Source organism: Streptomyces sp. NRRL S-920 (assembly GCF_000717945.1).
Lineage (GTDB): Bacteria > Actinomycetota > Actinomycetes > Streptomycetales > Streptomycetaceae > Streptomyces > Streptomyces alboniger.
The window spans coordinates 101,508-124,759 of the sequence record NZ_JODF01000018.1 but is presented as its reverse complement, the minus strand read 5'-3'; the positions used below and the strand labels follow the sequence as shown (position 1 = coordinate 124,759).

The 23,252-nt window shown below is 71.6% G+C and carries 15 protein-coding genes and 1 pseudogene; 6 read left to right on the top strand and 10 right to left on the bottom strand.

Features of this window, described 5'->3' with window-relative positions:
* Positions 1-137: 137 nt before the first annotated feature.
* Positions 138-881: an MBL fold metallo-hydrolase gene (locus IG54_RS0115885; protein WP_030783469.1), complete on the top strand. Its 744-nt coding sequence runs from the start codon at positions 138-140 to the stop codon at positions 879-881.
* Positions 882-916: 35 nt separating this feature from the next.
* Entirely contained in the window at positions 917-1,792 is an 876-nt protein-coding gene (locus tag IG54_RS0115880; protein ID WP_051819532.1) for a DUF3097 domain-containing protein, read from the top strand.
* Between the two features lie 208 nt (positions 1,793-2,000).
* On the opposite strand, the gene hemW is transcribed toward IG54_RS0115880, so the two are convergent.
* Positions 2,001-3,233, bottom strand: a complete 1,233-nt coding sequence (hemW, locus tag IG54_RS0115875; protein WP_030783463.1) for a radical SAM family heme chaperone HemW — start codon at positions 3,231-3,233, stop codon at positions 2,001-2,003.
* Between the two features lie 236 nt (positions 3,234-3,469).
* A complete protein-coding gene (locus IG54_RS0115870; protein ID WP_199809543.1) occupies positions 3,470-5,386 on the bottom strand; it encodes a SpoIIE family protein phosphatase in 1,917 nt (638 codons plus the stop codon).
* Between the two features lie 235 nt (positions 5,387-5,621).
* Here IG54_RS0115870 and IG54_RS37985 point away from each other — a divergent pair.
* Together IG54_RS37985 and IG54_RS0115860 are read left to right on the top strand one after the other, a co-directional pair.
* Positions 5,622-9,509 (top strand): annotated as a pseudogene (locus IG54_RS37985) (HAMP domain-containing protein).
* A 12-nt stretch (positions 9,510-9,521) separates the two neighbouring features.
* On the top strand, positions 9,522-10,106 hold the full coding sequence (locus tag IG54_RS0115860) for a response regulator (RefSeq protein WP_030783457.1): 585 nt from the start codon (positions 9,522-9,524) through the stop codon (positions 10,104-10,106).
* A gap of 75 nt (positions 10,107-10,181) precedes the next feature.
* On the opposite strand, the gene IG54_RS0115855 is transcribed toward IG54_RS0115860, so the two are convergent.
* Together IG54_RS0115855 and lepA are read right to left on the bottom strand one after the other, a co-directional pair.
* Positions 10,182-12,071 (bottom strand): AMP-dependent synthetase/ligase, encoded by a 1,890-nt coding sequence (locus IG54_RS0115855; protein WP_030783454.1) that lies wholly within the window; start codon positions 12,069-12,071, stop codon positions 10,182-10,184.
* A 284-nt stretch (positions 12,072-12,355) separates the two neighbouring features.
* Complete coding sequence (gene lepA, locus IG54_RS0115850) at positions 12,356-14,227, bottom strand: translation elongation factor 4 (protein WP_030783452.1); 1,872 nt, start codon at positions 14,225-14,227, stop codon at positions 12,356-12,358.
* 203 nt (positions 14,228-14,430) lie between these two features.
* Here lepA and rpsT point away from each other — a divergent pair, with 203 nt between their 5' ends.
* Positions 14,431-14,697, top strand: coding sequence for a 30S ribosomal protein S20 (rpsT, locus tag IG54_RS0115845; protein WP_030783448.1), 267 nt, complete (start codon positions 14,431-14,433; stop codon positions 14,695-14,697).
* A 366-nt stretch (positions 14,698-15,063) separates the two neighbouring features.
* Here rpsT and holA read toward each other — a convergent pair whose 3' ends face one another.
* Positions 15,064-16,050, bottom strand: a complete 987-nt coding sequence (gene holA, locus IG54_RS0115840) for a DNA polymerase III subunit delta (RefSeq protein ID WP_030783446.1) — start codon at positions 16,048-16,050, stop codon at positions 15,064-15,066.
* Between the two features lie 84 nt (positions 16,051-16,134).
* On the opposite strand from holA, the gene IG54_RS0115835 reads away from it, so the two are divergent.
* On the top strand, positions 16,135-16,380 hold the full coding sequence (locus IG54_RS0115835; RefSeq protein WP_030783443.1) for a hypothetical protein: 246 nt from the start codon (positions 16,135-16,137) through the stop codon (positions 16,378-16,380).
* A 30-nt stretch (positions 16,381-16,410) separates the two neighbouring features.
* Here the strand turns inward: IG54_RS0115835 and IG54_RS0115830 are convergent, their stop codons facing one another.
* The 5 genes from IG54_RS0115830 to IG54_RS0115810 form a co-directional block, all read right to left on the bottom strand.
* The gene (locus IG54_RS0115830) at positions 16,411-17,292 is read right to left on the bottom strand and encodes a YceI family protein (RefSeq protein ID WP_030783440.1); all 882 of its coding nucleotides are present in this window, start codon (positions 17,290-17,292) and stop codon (positions 16,411-16,413) included.
* Between the two features lie 285 nt (positions 17,293-17,577).
* Positions 17,578-20,250 (bottom strand): ComEC/Rec2 family competence protein, encoded by a 2,673-nt coding sequence (locus IG54_RS0115825; RefSeq protein WP_051819531.1) that lies wholly within the window; start codon positions 20,248-20,250, stop codon positions 17,578-17,580.
* A complete protein-coding gene (locus IG54_RS0115820; protein WP_078594156.1) occupies positions 20,247-21,386 on the bottom strand; it encodes a ComEA family DNA-binding protein in 1,140 nt (379 codons plus the stop codon). The genes IG54_RS0115825 and IG54_RS0115820 overlap by 4 nt, the downstream gene beginning before the upstream one ends.
* A gap of 111 nt (positions 21,387-21,497) precedes the next feature.
* A complete protein-coding gene (locus tag IG54_RS0115815; protein WP_030783431.1) occupies positions 21,498-22,343 on the bottom strand; it encodes a DegV family protein in 846 nt (281 codons plus the stop codon).
* 91 nt (positions 22,344-22,434) lie between these two features.
* Positions 22,435-23,172 (bottom strand): hypothetical protein, encoded by a 738-nt coding sequence (locus IG54_RS0115810; RefSeq protein WP_030783428.1) that lies wholly within the window; start codon positions 23,170-23,172, stop codon positions 22,435-22,437.
* Positions 23,173-23,252 lie beyond the last annotated feature (80 nt).

The following is a 23,252-nucleotide window of genomic DNA, read 5'->3' as shown; positions in this document are numbered from 1 at the left end:
TGCCAGCCTGTCAAAAGGTCAGTGTACGGCCGTCGGGTACGGCCCCGGCAAGGCCGGACGCCACCGAACCCCATCGAGCCGTCCGGGCCCGCCCGACCGGCCGTGCCGAGGCGCACCGCAGCGGCTAGCGTCACCGTATGGATGTGGAACCGGCATGGGAAGCCGCGGGCTGGGAACGGCTCGCGCCGCGGGTGGGCCGGTGCCGCCTGCCGGTGTGGGACTGCACGGCGGGGCTCGTCGTCGGCGACGACGCCGCTCTGATGATCGAGGCGGGGTCGAGCCTGGCGGAGGGCGCGGCGCTGCGGACGCGGGCCGGGGAGATCCTCGGCGGGGGCCGCCGCGTGACACATCTCGCGTTGACGCACCCGCACTTCGACCACGTCCTCGGGGCCGCGGCCTTCGCGGGGGTGGAGGTGTACGGCGCGGTGGGCATCGACACGGTGTTCGCCAGGGGCGCCGACGAGCTGCGGGCGGACGCGGTGCGGCACGGCGCGGACCCCCGGGCCGCGGCGGAGGCGGCGGACCTCCTCATCCACCCGCGCCACCTGGTGTCCGGCGAGTGGACGCTCGACCTCGGCGGCGGCGTGCAGGTCCTCCTCGCGAACGTGGGCCCCGGCCATACGGGCCACGACCTGGTGGTCCTGGTGCCCGGCGGCGACGGCGGGCGGGAGATCGTCTTCTGCGGCGACCTGGTCGAGGAGTCGGGTCAACCGCAGGCCGGTCCGGACGCGGTGCCCTCGCAGTGGCCGGCGGCGCTGGACCGGCTCCTCGGCCTGGGCGGGGAGGACGCGCGGTACGTGCCGGGGCACGGCGCGGTGGTGGACGCGGCTTTTGTCCGTGCGCAACGCGCCACACTGGCGGCTCGTTTCGGCGTGTCGTAGCGGGCGGTCCGCGCCTTCTTCCTATCGTCGGCGGAATGCGCCCACCCGTCTCCCGCCGCCACCCCGCCGAGGGCCCTTTGGGCCCGCAGCGCCGTATGTACTCCGCTGATCTCACGCCGCCGTGGAAGAAGCCGAAGCCCGTACCGGAGGTGGCGGCGGAGGCCGGCCTCGTGGTGGAGGAGCTGAGCACGGGTTTCTGCGGGGCGGTGATCCGCTGCGAGAAGACGGCGCAGGGCCCGACGGTGACGCTGGAGGACCGCTTCGGCAAGCACCGGGTCTTCCCGATGGAGCCTCGGGGTTTCCTCCTGGAGGGCAGGACGGTCACGCTCGTGCGCCCCTCGACGGCTCCGGCTTCCCCCGTACGTCCTTCTCGCACCGCGTCCGGCTCGGTGGCCGTCCCCGGGGCGCGGGCCAGGGTCGCCCGGGCCGGCCGCATCTACGTGGAGGGCCGCCACGACGCGGAGTTGGTCGAGAGAGTATGGGGTGACGACCTGCGCATCGAGGGCGTGGTCGTCGAATACCTGGAGGGCATCGACGACCTGCCCGCGATCGTCGCGGAGTTCTCCCCGGGCCCCGACGCGCGCCTCGGCGTCCTGGTGGACCACCTGGTCCCCGGCTCCAAGGAGTCCCGCATCGCGGCCCAGGTCACCGGCGCGCACGCCTTGGTGGTCGGCCACCCCTACATCGACGTGTGGGAGGCGGTGAAGCCGTCCTCGGTCGGCATCGAGGCGTGGCCCAGGGTGCCGAGGGGGCGGGACTGGAAGACGGGCGTGTGCGAGGCGCTGGGCTGGCCGTCGAACACGGGGGCGGCGTGGCAGCGGGTCCTGGGCTCGGTGCGCAGCTACAAGGACCTGGAGCCGGCGCTTCTCGGCCGCGTCGAGGAACTGATCGATTTCGTCACGCTCCCGTAGCGGGACCTGGCCCCTGGGCCTCGGGGCACTTTCACGACGTCTCCCACCCGCCCGTTTACCCCGCATCAACCACTCCCGCAGAGCCCACCCAGAGACCGAGCGGGCGGGTGGGAGAGCGAGCGCCGGGCGCCCCCGACGGGCAGAGGCGGTGGAGGCGCGGAGCTAAAGCCGCAGCCCCCGCGCCGCAGCCTCAGGCGCCCCGCCGGCATCAGTCGACCAGGTCCCGTACCACCCCGTCCGCCAACAAGCGCCCCCGCAACGTAAGCACCGCACGCCCGCCCTCGTAGGGCCCGGGCTCCAGCAGCCCCTCCGCCAGCGCCCGGCGCGCAGCCGAGAGCCCCGCCTCCTTGAGGAGGGAAAGCGGGCAGCCCTCGCGCAGCCGCAGCTCCAGCAGGATCCGCTCGACCCTGCGGTCCTCCGCGGACAGCACCTCCCGCCCGGCCCCGGGCGACCGCCCCGCCGCGAGGGCCGACGCGTACGCCCCGGGGTGTTTCACGTTCCACCAGCGCACGCCCCCGGCGTGGCTGTGCGCCCCGGGCCCGGCCCCCCACCAGTCGGCGCCCCGCCAGTACAGCTCGTTGTGCAGGCACCGGCCCGCCTCGGAGGTGGCCCAGTTGGAGACCTCGTACCACTCGAAGCCCGCGGCCCCCAGCACCTCGTCCGCGATCAGATACCGGTCCGCGTGGACGTCGTCGTCCGTCATCGGGACCTCGCCGCGCCGGATCCGCCGCGCCAGCTGCGTACCCTCCTCCACGATCAGGGCGTACGCGCTGACGTGGTCGGGACCGGCCCCGATCGCCGCGTCCAGCGAGGCCCGCCAGTCCTCGTCCGTCTCCCCCGGCGTGCCGTAGATCAGGTCGAGGTTGACATGGTCGAAGCCCGCCGCCCGCGCCTCGGCGACGCACGCCTCGGGCCGGCCCGGCGTATGCGTACGTTCGAGCACCTTCAGCACGTGCTGTCGCGCGCTCTGCATGCCGAAGGAGACCCGGTTGAAGCCTCCTTCGCGCAGCTCGCTCAGATACGCCGTGTCGACCGACTCCGGGTTCGCCTCGGTCGTGATCTCCGCGTCGTCCGCGAGCCCGAACTCGTCCCGGACGGCCGCCAGCATGCGTACGAGATCGCCCGCGGCCAGCAGCGTCGGCGTACCGCCCCCGACGAACACGGTCCGCACGGGCCGCGGGTCGTCGCCGAGGACCTTGCGGGCGAGGCGCACCTCGTCGACGAGGGTGTCCGCGTAGTTGTCGCGCGAGGCGAGCACACCGCCGGAGCCGCGCAGCTCGGTCGCGGTGTAGGTGTTGAAGTCGCAGTAGCCGCAGCGCGTGGCGCAGTACGGAACGTGCAGGTAGAAGCCGAGGGGGCGGGAGGCCGCGCCCTCCAGGGCGGACGCGGGCAGCGCGCCGTCCTCGGGCATGGGCTCACCATCGGGCAGTGCGGAAGGCATACGTCGATTGTCCCGCACCACGGGCCACCCCCCACCCAGCCCGGCACGAGACACGCCCCACCCGAGCCGCCACGGAACCAGCCCGCCCGAACCGCCACGGAACAAGCCCCACCCAGCCCGCCACGGAACAAGCGCTACCTGGCCGGCAGGGAACAACCCCCACCCGACCCAGCACGGAACACCCCCCACCAGCCCGCCCGAACCACCAGCGACCAGCCCGCCTAAAGCACCAGCGACTACTCCGCCTGAAGCACCAGCAACGCCATATCGTCATCCGGCGGCCGCTCCGAGAACTCATGTACGAGCCGACGGATCCGCTCCGCCACGAGCCCCGCGTCGAGCCCCGCGCAGTCCGCGAAGGCGCGTGCCAGGCCCTCGCCGTCGTCGAACTGGAGACGCCCCGCGCGCCGCTCGGTCACGCCGTCCGTGACGCACAGCAGCGTGTCGCCGGTCCGCAGGTCGAAGCTCTCGCTCGTGTACGTCTCGTCGTCGACGACCCCGAGCAGCATCTGCGGGGACGCCGCCGCCCGCACCTCACCCTCCGGCGACAGGAGCAGCGGCAGCGGATGCCCGGCGCACGCGATGGTGCAGCGCACGCCCCCTTCGTACGGGATCAGCTCGCCGTAGAGGAGGGAGAGGAAGCGGGAGGTGGCCCCGTCGGACGGCACGCCCCGGCCACCCGCGACGGCGACGACCGCGGCCGCCGCGTCCGCCGCCTCGGTCGCGTCGTCGAGGAGCAGTTGGTTGAGGCGGTCGAGGACCTCCGCGACCTGGTAGCCCTCGCGGGCGAGCAGCCGCAGCCAGGGCCGGGCGAGGCCGATGACGACGGCGGCCTCGGGCCCCTTGCCCTGGACGTCGCCGAGCGCGAAGCACCAGCGCCCGTCGCCCGCCTGGAACACGTCGTAGAAGTCGCCGCCGGGCCCGCCCTTGTCCCGCGGCTCGTACACGAGAGCGCTCTGGACGCCGGGGATCTGCGCGACCTTGCTGGGCAGCAGCCCGCGCTGGAGGATCTGGCTGATGTTGGCCTGGCGCTGGTAGCGGCGGGCCGTGCTGACGGCGAGGGCGACGCGGCGGCTGAAGTCCTCGATGAGGCCGGTGACCTCGTCGGGGAAGCGGACAAGGCCGACCCGGCCGATCAGCAGCGTGCCGAGCGTGCGGCCGCCCGCGGTCAGGCGGTACGCGAGTGCCGTGCCGGACGTCCCGCCCGCCGACGTATCGCCGGGCCAGGGGACGGGGCAGGCGCCCGAGCCCAGCGCTTCGGGCAGTAGGGGCGGGTCCTTCTCCAGGACGCGGCGCAGCTCCTCCATGCGGTGCTCGCTGGTGTGCCAGACGCGGGCGAGCCGGGCGCCCGGTGCGCCGGGGACGGTGCGGGAGGGGCCCTCGGAGGCGTCGTCGAGCCAGACCGCGCACCAGTCGGCGAGCCGCGGCACGAGCAGCTGTCCGGCGAGGGCGGCCACCAGGTCCTCGTCGAACTGCCCGGCGAGCAGGTCGGACGCCTCCGCGAGGAAGCTGAGCGCGCCGCGGTTGACCCACTCCATGTCGTGGGTGACCCGCTTGGGCAGCGGCGCGAGGATCTCGGCGGCACACAGCCCGCGCTGGAGCGTCTGCTCGCTCGCGTACGGATCCGGCTCGTGGCCGGCCCGGACGCCCTCGACGGGCAGCCGGGCCCAGACGGTCTTGGTGCCCGTGCGGTAGGTGATGCCCCAGGACTCGGAGAGGGTCGCGACGAGTTGCAGCCCCCGGCCGTACTCGGGGGTGCCGCTGGGCAGCGGCTTCGGCTCGCCGCGCACGGCGCGGGAGGGGTGGTGGTCGGAGACCTCGATGACGAGGGCGTCCGTGTCCTCGCCCGGCCCGGCCTCGTCGAGGCGGCACAGCAGTTCGACGTCCGTACCCGCGTGCACGACGGCGTTGGTGACCAGCTCGCTGACCAGCAGCACGGCGTCGTCGCTGACGCGGGCGGTGAGACCGGCCGCCACGGGGACGCCAAGACCGGACCAGTCGGCGAGGGCCACGCGCACGAACTGGCGTGCGTCGGCCGGCGCCTGGGGGTTTCCGGGCAACGACGTACGCGCTACCGCCGGTGGCCCGGGGCCTCCCGGGTCCTTGGCGGGGGCACGGAATTCGGCCTCCCCTTGCACGGGAAAGAACCCCACGGTACGGCTCCTGAGCAGTTCGGGCGAATACGCCTCAGGCGACACCGACAGGGTGACAGACTGACCGCGCCCATAAGCGCCGAGTCACCGAAGTGGGCCCGCTATGAGTGAGAACAGTGCTACGCCCGCGCTCGGACCCGGCCGGATCCCGGCCCCGGCGCCACCCCCGCCCTCCGCCGGGGCGGCCGGGCCCGCCCCGGCCACCGACCACGATCTGCGCACCTTGCTGGCCGCCATGCGCGCCGCGCGGGACGGGGACTTCACGAAGGTGGCGCCGGCCGGCGAGGGCGTCACCGCCGAGCTGTACGCGGTCTTCAACGAAATGCTCGACCGCTCGCTCCACTTCGACGGTGAACTGATCCGCGTCCGCCGGGAGATCATCCGGCACGGCCGCCTGGACGAACGGTTCACCCCCAGTCCGGGGCAGGGCAGATGGGCCGCCCGCATCCAGGAGGCCAACTCCCTGCTCGACTCCCTGGTGGCCCCGGCCGCCAACGCCACGCGGGTGCTCAACGCGGTGGCGGGCGGCGACCTCACCCAGCGCGTCGACCTGCACGACGGCAGCCGTGAACTGCGGGGCGATCTGCGCCGCCTGGGCCGTGCCGTCAATACGATGGTCGACCAGCTCTCCCTCTTCACCGGCGAGGTCACGCGCGTCGCCCGCGAGGTGGGAACGGAGGGGCGGCTCGGCGGGCGCGCCAAGGTGCGGGGCCTTTCGGGCAGTTGGCGTGATGTGACGGAGGCCGTCAACACGATGGCGTCCCGGCTGACCGCCCAGGTCCGGGACATCGCCCTGGTGACCACGGCGGTGGCGCAGGGCGACCTGACGCGCACGGTGACGGTGGAGGCGACCGGCGAGCTGCTGGAGCTGAAACTGACCGTGAACACCATGGTCGAGCAGTTGTCCGCCGAAGGACCTCACCGACAACGTCAACTTCATGGCGTCGAACCTCACCTCCCAGGTCCGCAACATCGCCCAGGTCACCACCGCCGTCGCCAACGGCGACCTGAGCCAGAAGATCACCGTCGACGCCCGGGGCGAGATCCTGGAGCTGAAGTCGACGGTGAACACGATGGTCGACCAGCTCTCCGCCTTCGCCGACGAGGTCACCCGCGTCGCCCGTGAGGTCGGCACGGAAGGCAATCTGGGCGGGCGGGCCCAGGTGCGGGGCGTGTCCGGCGTATGGAAGGACCTCACCGACAACGTCAACTTCATGGCCGACAACCTCACCTCCCAGGTGCGGAACATCGCGCTCGTGTCGACGGCCGTCGCCCAGGGCGACCTCGGCAAGAAGATCACGGTGGAGGCGAAGGGCGAGATCCTGGAGCTGAAGTCGACGATCAACAGAAGGACCTCACCGACAACGTCAACTTCATGGCGTCGAACCTCACCTCCCAGGTCCGCAACATCGCCCAGGTCACCACCGCCGTCGCCAACGGCGACCTCTCCAAGATGATCACGGTCACCGCGCGCGGCGAGATCCTGGAGCTGAAGGACACCGTCAACACGATGGTGGAGCAGCTGCGCGCCTTCGCCGACGAGGTGACGCGCGTGGCCCGCGAGGTCGGCACGGACGGGCGGCTCGGCGGCCGCGCGCAGGTCCTGGGCGTCTCGGGCGTGTGGAAGGACCTCACCGACAACGTCAACTACATGGCGGACAACCTCACGGGCCAGGTCCGCAACATCGCGCAGGTCGCCACCGCCGTCGCCCAGGGCGACCTCTCCAAGAAGATCGACGTGGACGCGCGCGGCGAGATCCTGGAGCTGAAGACCACCATCAACACCATGGTGGACACGCTCTCGTCGTTCTCCTCCGAGGTCACGCGCGTGGCCCGGGAGGTCGGCTCCGAGGGCCAGCTGGGCGGGCAGGCCCGGGTCGAGGGGGTCTACGGCACCTGGAAGCGCCTGACGACGAACGTGAACGAGCTGGCGCTGAACCTCACCACCCAGGTCCGCGCGATCGCCGAGGTCGCCTCCGCCGTGGCCCAGGGCGACATGACCCGTGCCATCACCGTCGAGACGCGCGGCGAGGTCACGGACCTCAAGGACAACATCAACCTCATGGTCTCCAACCTCCGCGAGACCACCCGCGCCAAGGACTGGCTGGAGTCCAACCTCGCCCGCCTCGCGGGCCTGATGCAGGGCCACCGCGATCTGATGGAGGTCGCCGATCTGATCCTGCGCGAGCTGACCCCGCTGGTGAACGCCCAGTACGGCGCCTTCTTCCTGGCGGACCCCGACACCGCGGAGAGCCCGGCGCCCACCCAGGTGACGGCGAAGGGCCTCGCCTTCATCGCGGGGTACGGCGCGGCGCAGGACTCGGTGATCGACACCGGGGGGATGCCCGCGCAGGGGCTGGTGCGCCAGGCGGCGCTGGAGAAGAAGCGCATCCTCGTGGAGAACGTCCCGCCGGACTACATCAAGATCCACTCGGGGCTCGGCGACGCGGCCCCCGCCACCGTGGTGATCATCCCGATCCTCTTCGAGGACAAGCTGCTCGGCGTGATCGAGCTGGCCACGTTCTCCCGCTTCTCCGACGTCCACCTGGCCTTCTTCGACCAGTTCGTGAACACCATCGGCGTCGCGATCAACACCATCATCGCCAACTCCCGTACGGAGTCCCTCCTCGGCGAGTCCCAGCGCCTGGCCACCCAGCTCCAGGAGCGCTCGGACGAACTCCAGCGCCAGCAGGCCGAGCTGCGCCGCTCCAACGCCGAACTGGAGGAGAAGGCGGCGCTGCTCGCCACCAGCTCCCAGTACAAGTCGGAGTTCCTGGCGAACATGTCGCACGAGCTGCGTACGCCGCTCAACTCCCTGCTGATCCTGGCCCGGCTGCTCTCCGACAACCCGGACGGACACCTCTCCGACCAGGAGGTGCAGTTCGCGACGACGATCCACCGCTCGGGCTCCGACCTCCTCCAGCTGATCAACGACATCCTGGACCTGTCGAAGATCGAGGCCGGCCGGATGGACGTACGCCCGAAGAAGCTCCCGTTGATCAAGGTCCTCGACTACGTCCACGCGACGTTCCGCCCGCTCACGCTGGACCGGGGCCTGGCCTTCGACGTCTCGGTCGGCGAGGACGTCCCGCGCGAGATGTTCTCGGACGAGCAGCGCCTCCAGCAGATCCTGCGCAACCTCCTGTCGAACGCGGTCAAGTTCACCTCGGCGGGCCGGGTCGAACTGCGGGTCAGCCGCGTCACCAACACCGCGGGCGACCGGCTGCTCCACGACAACGACGACCTCCTCTGCTTCGCCGTCAGCGACACCGGCATCGGCATCCCCGCCGAGCAACTGCCGGTGATCTTCGAGGCGTTCCAGCAGGCCGACGGCACCACCAACCGCAAGTACGGCGGCACCGGCCTCGGCCTCTCCATCAGCCGGGAGATCGCGGGCCTGCTCGGCGGCCGCATCACCGCCGAGAGCAACCCCGGTCAGGGCTCCACCTTCTCGCTGTACGTGCCCGTGGTGCACCCGGGCCACGGCGCGGCCGCCGTCGCGTACGCCGCGTCCCACATCCAGCACCTGCCGGAGCCGCAGGAGCACGCCGCGCAGCGGCCGCACACCAGCCTCGAACCCGACGACAGCTGGCCCACCCCCACCAAGCTGGAGGAGTGGAAGGAGGGCCGCGCGGGCCGCTTACTGCCGGGCCGCCGGGTGCTCATCGTCGACGACGACATCCGCAACGTCTTCGCGCTCACCCACGTACTGAGCCGCGTCGGCATGCCCGTCCTGTACGCGGAGAACGGCCGCGAGGGCATCGAGACCCTGGAGCGCAACCCCGACGTCGACATCGTCCTGATGGACATCATGATGCCGGAGATGGACGGCTACGAGACCATGGCCGCCATCCGCCGCAGTCCCCGCTGGCGGGGCCTGCCCATCGTGGCCCTCACCGCGAAGGCCATGCCGGGAGACCGCGAGAAGGCCATCTCCCAGGGCGCCACCGACTACGTCCCCAAGCCCGTGGACGTGGATCAGCTCCTCGGTGTCGTCTGCACCCTGCTGGATCCGGAGAGCGCGACCACCGACGAACAGTCCGTGCCCCCCGGTCCGGCCACCCTCGCCCCGGAGCAGGCCGGCTCTCCAGGAGAGAGCACCGCTTCGCCGGCCACCGATTGAGGCACCCTTGCTATGAGCGCAGAGCCCCTGACCGACCACCGAGCGAGCATCCTCCTTGTCGACGACATGGAGGACAATCTGATGGCCCTCGAAGCAGTCCTCGGGTCCCTGAACGAGCCGCTGGTGCGGGCTCGTTCGGGAGAGGAGGCGATGAAGGCGATCCTGCGGCAGCGGTTCGCCGTGATCCTCCTGGATGTCCGGATGCCGGGCATGGACGGCTTCGAGACCGCGGCGAACATCAAACGCCTCGACCAGACCAAGGACGTGCCCATCATCTTCCTGACGGGCACCGACCACGACGCCGGATACGCCTTCCGGGGCTATGCGACGGGCGCCGCGGACTTCCTCACCAAGCCGTTCGACCCCTGGGTGCTGCGCGCCAAGGTCACGGTCTTCCTGGAACTGCACCGCAAGAACCGCCAGCTGGAGCGGATACTGGCCCGCGAGCAGCTCCAGTTCGACGAGCTGGCCGCGCGCCTGTCCGCGATCGAGGCGCACATGGCGGCGAGCAGCCTCAAGGACGTCCTGGAGCTGCGCCACCATGTGACGCACATGGAGAAGCTGGTACAGGAGATGCGCCACGGACGCGGCCACTAGCTGTGGGCGAGCCCTGGGCCAGCTCTGGGCCGGCCCAGGGCTCGCCCAGGGCGTGTCCGGCGGGACGGGCGGGCCTCAGGCCTCGCGTGAGCCCGCGTACATCTCGTCGATCAGGTGCTTGTACTGCCGTTCGACGACCGGGCGCTTCAGCTTCAGGCTGGGCGTCAGCTCGCCGTGCTCGACGTCCAGGTCGCGCGGCAGGAGGCGGAACTTCTTGATGGTCTGCCAGCGCTGGAGGCCTTCGTTGAGCTGCTTCACATAGCCCTCGACCAGCTCGACCGTGGCGGGGGCCGCGCAGACCTCGGCGTAGGACTTGCCGCCCAGGCCGTTCTCCTCGGCCCAGGCCAGGATCGCGGGCTCGTCGAGGGAGATCAGCGCGGTGCAGAAGTTCTTGTCGGCGCCGTGCACCAGGATGTTGGAGACGTACGGACACACGGCCTTGAACTGACCCTCGACCTCGGCCGGCGCGACGTACTTGCCGCCGGAGGTCTTAATGAGGTCCTTCTTGCGGTCGGTGATCCGCAGGTAGCCGTCGACGGACAGCTCGCCGATGTCACCGGTGTGGAACCACCCGTCGGACTCCAGGACCTCGGCCGTCTTCTCCGGAAGGCCGTGGTAGCCCTCCATGATGCCGGGGCCGCGCAGCAGGATCTCGCCGTCGTCGGCGATGCGCACCTCGGTGCCGGGCAGCGGCTTGCCGACGGTGCCGGTGCGGTAGGCCTCGCCGGGGTTCACGAAGGAGGCCGCGGAGGTCTCGGTGAGGCCGTACCCCTCCAGGACGTGGATGCCGGCGCCCGCGAAGAAGTATCCGATGTCGGGCGCGAGCGCCGCCGATCCGGAGACGGCGGCGCGCAGCCGCCCGCCGAAGGCCTCACGCAGCTTGGAGTAGACGAGCGAGTCGGCGACCTTGTGCTTGGCCCGCAGCCCGAAGGGCACCGAGGCGTTGCCGGTCCTGCGGAAGTTGTCCTGGCTGACCTTCGCGTACTCGCGGGCGACGTCCGCGGCCCACAGGAAGATCTTGTACTTGGCCCCACCGGCGGCCCTGGCCTTGGCGGCGACGCCGTTGTAGACCTTCTCGAAGATGCGGGGCACGGAGGCCATGTACGTCGGCTGCACCACCGGCAGATTCTCGATGATCTTGTCCACGCGGCCGTCGACGGCGGTGACGTGCCCCAGCTCGATCTGCCCGGAGGTCAGCACCTTGCCGAAGACGTGCGCGAGCGGCAGCCACAGGTACTGCACGTCGTCGGGGCCGAGGAGGCCGGTCGCGGCGATGGCCTTCGCCATGTACGACCAGTTGTCCTGCGGCAGACGCACGCCCTTGGGGCGGCCCGTGGTGCCGGAGGTGTAGATGATCGTGGCGAGCTGCTCCTTGGAGATCGCCGCGACCCGCTCCTTGACGGCCTCGGGGTTCTTCTCCAGATGGGCGGCGCCCCGGACCTCCAGCTCGGCGAGCGTGAGCACCCAGCCCTCCGGGTCGCCCTCGCCGCCGCTCACGCCCTCGGGGTCGATCACGACGACGTGCCGCAGCTCGGGCAGCTCGGCCCGCTTCTCGCGCGCCTTGGCGAGCTGGGCCGCGTTCTCGGCGATCAGCACCCGGCTGCCGGAGTCGGCGAGGATGTACGCGGACTCCTCGGCGTTGGTCTGCGGGTAGACGGTCGTGGTGGCCGCGCCCGCGCACATGATGCCGAGGTCGGCCAGGATCCACTCGACGCGCGTGGAGCTGGCCAGGGCCACCCGGTCCTCGGGGCGCAGCCCCAGCCCGATGAGGCCCGCGGCGATGGCGAAGACGCGGTCGGCGGCCTGCGACCAGCTGAGCGCCTTCCAGACGTCGGGGCCCTCGCCGGACGGGGCCGGGACCGGGTAACGGTAGGCCTCGCCGTCCGGCGTGGCCGCCACGCGCTCCAGGAAGAGATGCGCCACCGAGGGCGGACGGTTCTCGATCAAGGTCTGTGTGTCGCTCACGACATCCTCCGGGCCCACGACGGTGCGGCGATCTGGCTGGCGGCGGCTCTGCTTCTTACGTCTGCTGCTGCCCTGTCGGCCACTTGTTTAACTTGCGAGTAACCTGCGGGTGGAGATCAGAGTAGAGCGCCGACGCCCGGCGCGTAAGGGGCAGCTACCCCTCACTTCCTCCGGACACCGAAATCCCCCGGACGCTCACACGAACGGGCCCGGCGCGTCGTACGCACCGGGCCCGTGTGGCAGCGGCAGAGCCGCGACCGGGGAGGCTACCTCTTCACGGAGGGCTACTTCTTCGCCTTGCCCGGACCGCTGTCGTCGCTGGAGAGCACCGCGATGAAGGCCTCCTGCGGCACCTCGACGGAGCCGACCATCTTCATCCGCTTCTTGCCCTCCTTCTGCTTCTCCAGGAGCTTGCGCTTACGGGAGATGTCACCGCCGTAGCACTTGGCGAGGACGTCCTTGCGGATGGCGCGGATGGTCTCGCGGGCGATGACCCGGGAGCCGATCGCGGCCTGCACCGGCACCTCGAAGGCCTGCCGCGGGATCAGCTCACGCAGCTTGGCGACGAGCCGCACGCCGTACGCGTACGCCTGGTCCTTGTGCGTGACCGCCGAGAAGGCGTCGACCTTGTCGCCGTGCAGCAGGATGTCGACCTTGACGAGCTGGGCCGACTGCTCGCCCGTGGGCTCGTAGTCCAGCGAGGCGTACCCGCGGGTCTTCGACTTCAGCTGGTCGAAGAAGTCGAAGACGATCTCGGCGAGCGGCAGGGTGTAGCGGATCTCGACGCGGTCCTCGGAGAGGTAGTCCATGCCGAGCATGACGCCGCGCCGGTTCTGGCACAGCTCCATGATCGAGCCGATGAACTCGCTGGGCGCGAGGATCGTGGCGCGTACGACGGGCTCGTAGACCTCGTCGATCTTCCCCTCGGGGAATTCACTCGGGTTGGTGACCGTGTGCTCGGTGCCGTCCTCCATGATCACGCGGTAGACCACGTTGGGGGCGGTGGCGATCAGGTCGAGCCCGAACTCGCGTTCCAGACGCTCCCGGATCACGTCCAGGTGCAGCAGCCCGAGGAAGCCGACGCGGAAGCCGAAGCCGAGCGCGGCCGAGGTCTCCGGCTCGTACACCAGCGCGGCGTCGTTGAGCTGGAGCTTGTCGAGGGCCTCGCGCAGGTCCGGGTACTCCGAGCCGTCCAGCGGATACAGACCCGAGAACACCATCGGCTTCGGGTCCTTGTAACCGCCGAGGGCCTCGGTGGCGCCCTTGTGCAGGGAGGTGATCGTGTCACCGACCTTGGACTGACGGACGTCCTTCACGCCGGTGATGATGTAGCCCACCTCGCCGACGCCGATGCCGTCGGCCGGGGTCATCTCGGGGGACGACACACCGATCTCCAGCAGCTCGTGCGTGGCCCCGGTGGACATCATCCGGATCCGCTCACGCTTGTTGAGCTGACCGTCGACCACTCGTACGTACGTCACGACGCCGCGGTAGGAGTCGTAGACCGAGTCGAAGATCATCGCGCGCGCGGGGGCGTCGGCGACGCCGACCGGCGGCGGGATCTCGGCGACGACCTTGTCGAGCAGCGCCTCGACACCCATGCCGGTCTTCGCGGAGACCTTCAGGACGTCGGCGGGGTCGCAGCCGATGAGGTTGGCCAGCTCCTCGGAGAACTTCTCCGGCTGGGCCGCCGGCAGGTCGATCTTGTTGAGGACCGGAATGATCTTGAGGTCGTTCTCCATCGCCAGGTACAGGTTGGCGAGAGTCTGCGCCTCGATGCCCTGGGCCGCGTCGACCAAGAGGACCGTGCCCTCGCAGGCCGCGAGCGAACGTGAGACTTCATACGTGAAGTCCACGTGGCCCGGGGTGTCGATCATGTTGAGGATGTGGGTACTGCCCTGGTCCGGGCCCTCGTTCGGGGCCCAGGGCAGACGCACCGCCTGGGACTTGATCGTGATGCCGCGCTCGCGCTCGATGTCCATGCGGTCGAGGTACTGAGCACGCATCTGCCGCTGCTCCACCACCCCGGTGAGCTGGAGCATGCGGTCGGCGAGCGTGGACTTGCCGTGGTCGATGTGCGCGATGATGCAGAAATTGCGGATCAGAGCCGGGTCGGTACGGCTCGGCTCGGGCACATTGTTAGGGGTCGCGGGCACGCAGGGTCCTGTCTCTTGAGGCGCCTGTAGCCTCGGGTCGGATCTATACGTAGCTTCCATCGTCCCATGGGTGGCGCACTGCGCTCGGTTTGGGCCGGTCCGATGGTGGCTGGTACCGTGGGCAGCTGTGTCTCGTAGCCCTCTCAAGCGTCGAGACGCGTGTCATCACACTCATCTGTACCTGAACCTGAGAAGGCTCTTTCGTGGCGAACATCAAGTCCCAGATCAAGCGGATCAAGACCAACGAGAAGGCGCGTCAGCGCAACAAGGCGGTCAAGTCTTCCCTGAAGACCGCGATCCGCAAGGCCCGCGAGGCCGTTGCCGCCGGTGACGCCCAGAAGGCCGCCGAGCTGACCCGTGAGGCCACGCGCCAGCTCGACAAGGCCGTCTCCAAGGGTGTCATCCACAAGAACCAGGCCGCCAACAAGAAGTCGGCGCTTGCGACGAAGGCCGCGTCTCTCAAGGGCTGAAGCCTTTACCCCGGCTAGTACGCCGGGGAGCTGATCAATCCTCCCGCGAGGGTAATTCGAGCCCTCTACCTCGAATCGCGGACAGACCACGCAGTACGCCACGCTGCGACAGTGCCCCCGGCCCACTCCGGGGGCATTGCTGTGTCTGGGGCTCTATCACGTGGGCCTGTCACCTGGGGTCTGTGGCTGGCCTGCGGGGATTGCGGGCGCGGCAGGAGTGCCCGAGGAGTGCCCCGTCAGGGGCGCGGGGAACTGCGCGACAAGCCACGGACTACCCGCACGGACGGGTGCCGGGAACAGCGCGCCCGGCCCCGAGCCGAGCGGAGCCCCCCGCAGACGACTAGGCCCCCCGGCCCGGCAAGGGCGTCAGCGGCGTCCGGCCCGAGCCGCCCGCGCAACGGCGACGACCGCCTTCTCCAAGGCGTACTCGGGATCATCGCCCCCGCCCTTGACCCCCGCATCGGCCGCCGCGACAGCCGCAATCGCCGAAGCCACCCCATCCGGGGTCCACCCCCGCATCTGCTGACGCACCCGGTCGATCTTCCAGGGCGGCATACCCAGCTCCCGAGCGAGATCGGCCGGACGCCCACCCCGCGCGGAGGAGAGCTTGCCAATGGCGCGCACGCCCTGCGCGAGGGCACTGGTGATCATGACGGGAGCGACCCCGGTCGACAGCGACCAGCGCAACGCTTCCAGCGCCTCGGCGGCCCGCCCCTCCACCGCCCGGTCGGCGACCGTGAAGCTGGAGGCCTCCGCCCGGCCCGTGTAGTACCGCCCGACGACAGCCTCGTCGATCGTGCCCTCCACGTCCGCCACCAGCTGCGACACCGCGGAGGCCAGCTCACGCAGATCGCTGCCGATCGAGTCGACCAGGGCCTGGCACGCCTCAGGGGTCGCCGAACGCCCCAGCACCCGGAACTCGCTCCGCACGAACGCGAGCCGGTCCGCGGGCTTGGTCATCTTGGGACAGGCGACCTCGCGCGCACCCGCCTTGCGCGCGGCGTCGAGCAGCCCCTTGCCCTTGGCGCCGCCCGCGTGCAGCAGGACGAGGGTGATCTCCTCGACGGGCGCCCCGAGATACCCCTTCACGTCCTTGACCGTGTCGGCGGGCAGATCCTGCGCGTTCCGCACGATGACGACCTTGCGCTCGGCGAAGAGCGAGGGGCTGGTCAGCTCGGCGAGCGTGCCGGGCTGCAACTGGTCGGGGGTGAGGTCGCGCACATCCGTGTCCGCGTCGGAGGCACGGGCGGCCGCCACCACCTCCTGCACGGCACGGTCGAGGAGCAGGTCCTCCTGCCCCACGGCGAGCGTGAGGGGAGCGAGCGGATCGTCGTGAGCTGTCTTCCTGGCCATCGCGGTCAAGCATCCCACGCGCCACTGACAGCCGGTCCCGGACGCCGTTGCCGGACGCCGGTCCCGGTATCGGAGAATGGACCGGTGAACGACGTACGACATGTCCTGGTGCTGCCCGACCGCGATGCCGCGGAGGAAGTCGCCGAAGAACTCCCCGACCGGTTCGGCGTCGCCGAGGAACCCCAGCTCGTCCGGGACGCGTTGGCCGGTGAGGACGACGCCGAGGACGCCCAGTGGCTGGTCGTGGTCGAGGACCCCGAGTCCCGCCTGGACCGCGCCGCGCTCGACGAACTGGCCGCCGAGCACGAGGGCTGGCTGGAGGCCCCCTAGGCCTTGGGAATCCCTAGGCCCGAGGACGCCCTAAGCCTTGGGGATGACCTGGATGTCGAGGTCGATCGTGATGCTGTGCCCGACAGCGGCGATACCGCGCGCCAGCATCGTCTGCCAGGTGATCGTGAAGTCGTCGCGGTGCAGTTCGGTGGTGGCGCGGCAGGCCACGCGGGTCTCGCCCTCCAGCCCCTGACCGACCCCGAGATACTCGGTGTCCAAGGTGACCGTGCGCGTCACGCCGTGCAGCGTCAGACCGCCGGATATGGCCCAACGGCTGCCGCCCTTGTGCACGAAACGGTCGCTGTAGAACTCCATCGTCGGGAACCGCCCCACATCGAGGAAGTCACCGGAGCGCAGATGGTCGTCGCGCATCTGCACCCCCGTGTCGATGGAGGCCGCGTCGATGACGACGTGCATCGCGGAGTCCTCCATGCGCTCCCCCATCCGGATAGCGCCCGCGAAGCTGTTGAACCGGCCGTGGATCCGGGCGAGACCGATGTGTCTTGCGGTGAAGCCCACGGAGGAGTGCAGGGGGTCGACCTCCCAGTCGCCGGGCTCGGGAAGCGCCGGGGGCTGGGCGACCTGGAGCGTCACATCGCCGAGCGAGGCATGAGCCTCCTCGCCGACCGTGGCACTCGCCCGGTACGGAGTGAACCCTTCCGCCGAGACCATGAGCCGGTAGTCCCCCGCCGGAACGGTGGTGACGAACGACCCGTAGGGATCCGTCCCGCCACCGACCACCTTGCGGCCCATCGCGTCACTGACGGCGAATTCCGCGTTCCGCACGGGCTCGTTGACGGGGTCGAGCACCCGGCAGCTGAGCACCCCCGCGTTCGGCGGAACCGTGAACGCCGACATGGGTCCCGTCCGTCCCACCCGATTCGTACGGTTTCCCAGCCAACGGCCGATCACGCGCGACACACCCCCGCGTTCCTTGACAACACCTGCAAACTGCAACGAAGAGGCATTCGATCACCGTTGCGGCATTCGATGCAACACGGCCGTACATCACGGGAATGCTGACGATGCGCTGGAAGTGTCGCGAGTAGCCCGAATTGGTAGCCCCTCCCTTCTCGTTTTACCAGGTCAAACGGTGTTCCCGGCGGTAGCGGCGCAGGGCACCACAGCTCGGATCAGCCCGGGGCGCCATGGTTCGGATCAGCCCGGGGCGCCATGGCTCGGATCAGCCCGCCTCGGCTAGGGCGGCCGCGTGGCCGCTTCCAGCCGGGGCGACGCCCGCGCGCCGGAAGCCACCACCGCGACCGAGCCGTCCACGTCCGTGCGCAGCACCTGGGCCCCTCCCGCCCGCAGGGCCGCGACCGTGACAGGCGCGGGGTGGCCGTACGAGTTGTCCGCGCCGCAGGAGATCAGCGCCAGCCTCGGCGCCGCCCTGCGCAGCAGCTCCGGATCCTGGTGGGCCGAACCGTGATGGGCCACTTTGAGGACATCCACGGAGGCGAGCGACGCGGCGGCCGGGCTGCGCAGCAGGGCACGCTGGCCGGGCGGCTCCAGGTCCCCGAGGAGCAGCAGACTCAGTCCCGCGGTGCGCACGAGCAGCGTGACGCTCGCGTCGTTCGGTCCCTCGGGTGGCGGCGCCGGGCCCGCCGGGGGCCACAGGACCTGCCAGTCCAGGGCTCCCGCGCGCCGCCGCTCGCCCGCCACGGCCCGGGTCACCGGGACCTTCTCGGCAGCCGCTTGCTCCCTCACGAACTCCGCCTGCTCCGGTGGCTCCTGGAACCCCGTCGTCTGGATCACCCCCACCTCGCGCCCCCGGAGCACTCCCGGCAGCCCCGCGACATGGTCGGCGTGGAAGTGCGTGAGCAGCACCAGCGGCACCCGGGTGATGCCGAGCGAGCGAAGGCACCGATCGGCCGCCACCGGGTCGGGCCCCGCGTCGACGACCACCCCCGTGCCCTCCCCCGCCGCCAGCACCGTGGCGTCGCCCTGGCCCACGTCGCACATCACCATGCGCCACCCCGGCGGCGGCCAGCCCGCGATCACCCGGGTGAGGGGCGGCGGCTGGACGATCGCCAGGAGGAGCAGCAGGGCGCAGGCCCCGGCGAGCCACGGACGCCGCGCGAGTCCCCGGCCTGCCAGGACGAGCACCACAGTGGCGAGCGCGAGCAGCAGGCCGCCGCGCCAACCGCCCGGCCAGTCGATGCCGCTGCCGGGCAGCACCGCGCCGGTGCGGGCGATCTCCGCGATCCACTCGGTGGGCCAACTCGCGCCCCACGCCAGTGCCTCGGCGACCGGCATCGCCACCGGCGCCGAGGCCAGCGCGGCGAAGCCGAGCACGGTGGCGGGCGCGACCGCGAACTCCGCGAGCAGATTGCACGGCACCGCTACCAGGCTCACCCGGGCGGCGAGGACGGCGACGACGGGCGCGCACACCGCCTGCGCCGCGGCCGCGGCGGCCAGCGCGTCGGCACACCGCGGCGGCATCCCGCGTCGGCGTAGCGCCGCACTCCAGCGTGGCGCCAGGGTGAGCAGGGCTCCGGTGGCGAGTACGGAGAGCAAGAAGCCGTAGCTACGGGCCAGCCACGGGTCGTACAGGACGAGCAGCAGCACAGCGGCGGCCAGCGCCGGGATCAGCGATCTGCGTCTGCCGGTGGCGATGGCGAGGAGTGCGATCAGTCCGCAGGCCGCGGCCCTCAGCACGCTCGGGTCCGGGCGGCAGACGATGACGAAGCCGAGGGTGAGCAGCCCGCCCAGCAGCGCGGTCGTGCGTAGTGGGATGCCCAACTTCGGCGCGAGGCCGCGTCGTTCGACCCGCTGTGCCGTGCCGGGCGGTCCGATGAGCAGCACGAGGACGATCGTGAGATTCGCGCCGCTGACGGCGAGCAAGTGCGTCAGGTCGGTGTCCTTGAACGCCTGCTCAAGCTCGGTGGGCAGCCGTGAGGTGTCCCCGACCACCAGTCCCGGCAGCAGCGCGCGGGCGTCGGCCGACAGGTCTTCCGTGGCCTCGCGCAGCCCGCTCCGCAACTCCCCGGCGAGCCGCTGTGCCCCGGACGGCGCCCCGACCACCCTGGGCGCCTGCTCGCCCGACACCCTGAACACGGCCGCGGTCCTGTTCCCCTCCGGCAACGGCGGAGCCAACCTCCCTTGCGCCCGTAGCCGCGTGGAGGGCAGCAGCGTGAGCCAGGGGTCGCCGGGGTGACCAACACCCGCCGGCCGGTCGCCCGGCGCCCTCACCTCCGCTCCCCGGCCACCCGGCAGGTACGGCGGCTTCGCGGGCCCCGAGGCCTCTCCCCGCACCACGACCAGCACCGGTGCCCGTGTCACCGCCACCGTGCCGTCCGCCTGCGTGACACGGACAACGTCGGCGTCCAGGACGACAGTGGGCGGCATCGCGTGGGCGCTCGCGACGCGGGGCCGCACGCGCCGAGGGTCGGACGTGACCTCCAGCTCCGCCTCCACCTCGGCGAATTCGCTCGCCAGGGCGGGGATCGGGCCCCGGTGCAGATCCGCCCCGTGCAAGGCCGCGGAGCCCGCGGAGGCGGCGGCGCAGAACAGGGTCGCGGCCACCGACAACCGCGCCCGGGCATACCGCCGACCGGCGCCCCGCCCGCGCGGCGACCACCCCCGCCGCCCACCCGGAGTCCCGCCCGGGGGCGCGGGCCCGACCCCGATCCCAGTCGTCCACGTGATCAGCAACGCGCCCGCCACCGCCACACAGACCACCACCGTGGCGACCACCCACCGTGGCGGCGCGTCCAGCATGAGCGCCGCCGCCAGCCACGCCGCTAACGCGGGTGGCACCAGGCGGAGATCGACCGGCCCCTCCTGCCGTGGGTGCGAGGCGCCGAGGCGGTGGCCCGATGAGACGTGGACCGCCGCACGCGTGCCTCCGCTCCCAGATCGCGGCGTCATGGCCGTACAAGATCCTGGAGATCGGCGAAGCGTCGGTCGCCGATGCCGTTGACCTCGCGCAGCTCTTCGACGGAGCGGAAACCGCCGTGCTCTGTGCGGTAGTCGATGATGTGCTGCGCCAACACGGGCCCGACCCCCGGCAGTTCGTCGAGCTGCTCCGCGGTCGCCGTGTTCAGTCCGACGGGGCCCGTGGCGGCCGCCCCCGGCCCGGCTCCTACCGGGCCCGACCCCGCCGCGGCACCGGCTCCGCCCGGACCGGTGGCCGCGGCCGGCTCTCCGACCACCACCTGCTCACCGTCCATCAGGAACCGCGCGCGGTTGAGGCCGCCCATGTCCGTACCGGGCCGGGCCCCGCCCGCGGCGCGCAGCGCGTCGGCCACCCGGGACCCGGCGGGGAGCCGGTGCACGCCGGGACGGCGGACCTTCCCACTGACGTCGACGACGATCGCGCCACCACCCGCACCGGTCACCGCACCGGCCGCACCACTCCCGCCCGCCGGTGTGCGCCCCGCCTCGGCCGGGGCCCCCGGCGAGGGAGCCGGTCGCGCCCCGTGCTCGGAGGCCGCGCCCGCCGAGCGCACGACGTCCGGCGCCTCGACGGGCCGCGTCCGCCCCGCCCAGAAGTGCTGCGCGGCGAAGACCACGGCGACGGCGAGGACCACGACGAGCGCGACCACGCCCCGCCGTTCGAGCCCGCACCGCGACTGGAGCCACACCGGCAACCGCTCCCGTACGGCAAGGCCCATCCGCTCCCGCCGCGAGGGTCCGGCCCGCTCCGCCCCCTTCGAAGCCGCCTCCGTCTCCTCCAGGTCCTCCCCGGCAGCCCCTTCCCAGGTCTCCTCCCGCCGGGCCCACCCCGGCACGGGCGGAGCCGGACGCGCCACACCCCCGCCCCCGCCCCCGCTGCCCGGCAACAGCGACATATCCGCGGCCGCCACGTCCAACGGGCGTGAGGAAGGCGGGGGTTGTGGCTCGGTGAAAAGTCTCTCCGCGCGCAACCGCACCGCCTCCGCCGAGGCATGGCCGCGCCGGACCCGGCGGGCGTGACGCCGCTGCGCGCGGCCGTCGGACGCGGGGGCGCGACCAGGGCCGCTCGTCGCGGAAACTGTCCGAGAAGGTGATCGAAGTGAGGTCATGCCGACGACGTTAGGCACTGCCGCGACATTATGTTGATCTTGGTCAATTCCCGTGGACTACCCGGCAGTTGTGGATAACTTCGTCACCCACACGTGGGACAGAGCCGGTTCTCACCGAGGCGAGACCACAACCCCCAACAACCCCGGCCCGGTGTGCGCCCCGATCACCGCGCCCACCTCGCTGACGTGCAGTTCCCCGAGCCCCGGCAGCCGCTCGCGCAGGCGGTCCGCGAGGGCCGACGCCCGGTCCGGCGCCGCCAGATGATGAACCGCGATGTCAACCCGGCCCGTACCGGCGCGTTCGACGACGATCTCCTCCAGGCGGGCGATCGCCTTCGACGCCGTCCGCACCTTCTCCAACATGTCGATGCGGCCGCCGTCCAGCTTCAGGAGGGGCTTCACGGCGAGCGCAGAGCCCAACAGCGCCTGCGCGGCGCCGATACGGCCGCCCCTGCGCAGATAGTCGAGGGTGTCGACGTAGAAGTACGCGGACGTGCCCGCGGCGCGCTTCTCGGCGGCCGCCACCACCTCCTCCACCGGATCGCCCGCCTCGGCGGCCTCCGCGGCCGCGACGGCGCAGAAGCCGAGGGCCATCGCGACCATGCCGGTGTCCACCACCCGCACCGGCACCGGAGCGTCCTTCGCGGCGAGGACCGCCGCGTCGTACGTACCGGAGAACTCGGCGGACAGATGCAGCGAGACGATGGCCGTGGCGCCCGCCTCGGCCACCTTCCTGTACGTCTCGGCGAAGACCTCGGGGCTGGGCCGGGACGTCGTCACCGGCTTCCGCTTCTGCAACGCCAGGGCGAGGGAGCGTGCCGAGATCTCGGTGCCCTCCTCCAGCGCCTGGTCTCCCAGGACCACGGTCAGGGGCACCGCGGTGATGCCGTGCCGCTCCATCGTCCGCTGCGGCAGATAGGCCGTGGAATCCGTGACGATCGCGACATGGCGGGACATGGGCTGGACACTACCCGCCCGGGCCGCCGGGCGGCAGCCCGGCCCCTGCTCGCCCCTTCCCCGGGAGGAGGTGCCCCGCGTCATGGGCGGCTCAGGTCGTGCTCTCGGGCTTGGCCTTCTTCTCCCATGGATACGTGGGCGTCTGCGAAGGCGGCGTGATCGCCGGACGCGTGGGCTCCTGGGACGCCTGCGGTGCGGGCTCGGACCAGGTCTGCTCCGCGTCCTTGCCGGGCTGCGCGGCGGCGGGCTCGGGCCAGGCTTCGGGGGCCCGCGCGGGGGGCGGCTCCGTCGCCCAGTGCCGCAGGGCGCCCGCCTCCATGTCGATCTGCGTGCTCAACGAGTCCAGGTCGTCGCCCGCGAACCGGTGGGCACGGTCGCGCGCCGACCACCGCAGCGAGTCCGCCGCCTTGGTGATCTGTTCCGTACGCTCCCTCAGCTCGGGGAGCCGCTCGGCCAGGGCCGCCTTGTCCGGGTCACGCTCCAGCCGCCGCAGCTCACCGTCCAGCTCGTGCCCGTGCGCGCTGAGCCGGTCGAACAGGCCGAGGGACTCCTTCAGGGAGACATCCTCGACGGCGCCCGCCTTCAGGACGTCCTGCGTGGCCCGCATCGACGTGCGCAACGACAGCCGCAGCTGGGCCAGTTCACCCGAGGCGCCGACCTGGGTGAAGCTCTTCGCGCGAAGGGTGGTGTCCTCCACCGTGCGGCGGGCCTCCGAGATGGTGCGGTCCACACCCCGCTTGGCGGCCTTGACGACCTTCACCGTGGCATACACCCCCAGCACCAGGAACAGCACGACGAGCAGCGCCACGATCACGCCCACGGCTTCCATGACGCCCCTCTCCGAGTCCGGTCCGATCCGCTCCCGCGGTGCCCCCTCCACCGTAAACGGAGAAGGCAGGCCGGAGGTTC

Excerpts from the sequence above, each read along its gene's own strand:
- IG54_RS0115880 (WP_051819532.1), top strand. The coding sequence starts at position 917 with ATGCGCCCACCCGTCTCCCGCCGCCACCCCGCCGAGGGCCCTTTGGGC.
- IG54_RS0115885 (WP_030783469.1), top strand. The coding sequence starts at position 138 with ATGGATGTGGAACCGGCATGGGAAGCCGCGGGCTGGGAACGGCTCGCG.
- IG54_RS0115810 (WP_030783428.1), bottom strand. The coding sequence starts at position 23,172 with ATGGAAGCCGTGGGCGTGATCGTGGCGCTGCTCGTCGTGCTGTTCCTG.
- IG54_RS0115825 (WP_051819531.1), bottom strand. The coding sequence starts at position 20,250 with ATGACGCCGCGATCTGGGAGCGGAGGCACGCGTGCGGCGGTCCACGTC.
- holA (WP_030783446.1), bottom strand. The coding sequence starts at position 16,050 with ATGGCCAGGAAGACAGCTCACGACGATCCGCTCGCTCCCCTCACGCTC.
- IG54_RS0115815 (WP_030783431.1), bottom strand. The coding sequence starts at position 22,343 with ATGTCCCGCCATGTCGCGATCGTCACGGATTCCACGGCCTATCTGCCG.
- IG54_RS0115820 (WP_078594156.1), bottom strand. The coding sequence starts at position 21,386 with ATGACCTCACTTCGATCACCTTCTCGGACAGTTTCCGCGACGAGCGGC.
- hemW (WP_030783463.1), bottom strand. The coding sequence starts at position 3,233 with ATGCCTTCCGCACTGCCCGATGGTGAGCCCATGCCCGAGGACGGCGCG.
- IG54_RS0115860 (WP_030783457.1), top strand. The coding sequence starts at position 9,522 with ATGAGCGCAGAGCCCCTGACCGACCACCGAGCGAGCATCCTCCTTGTC.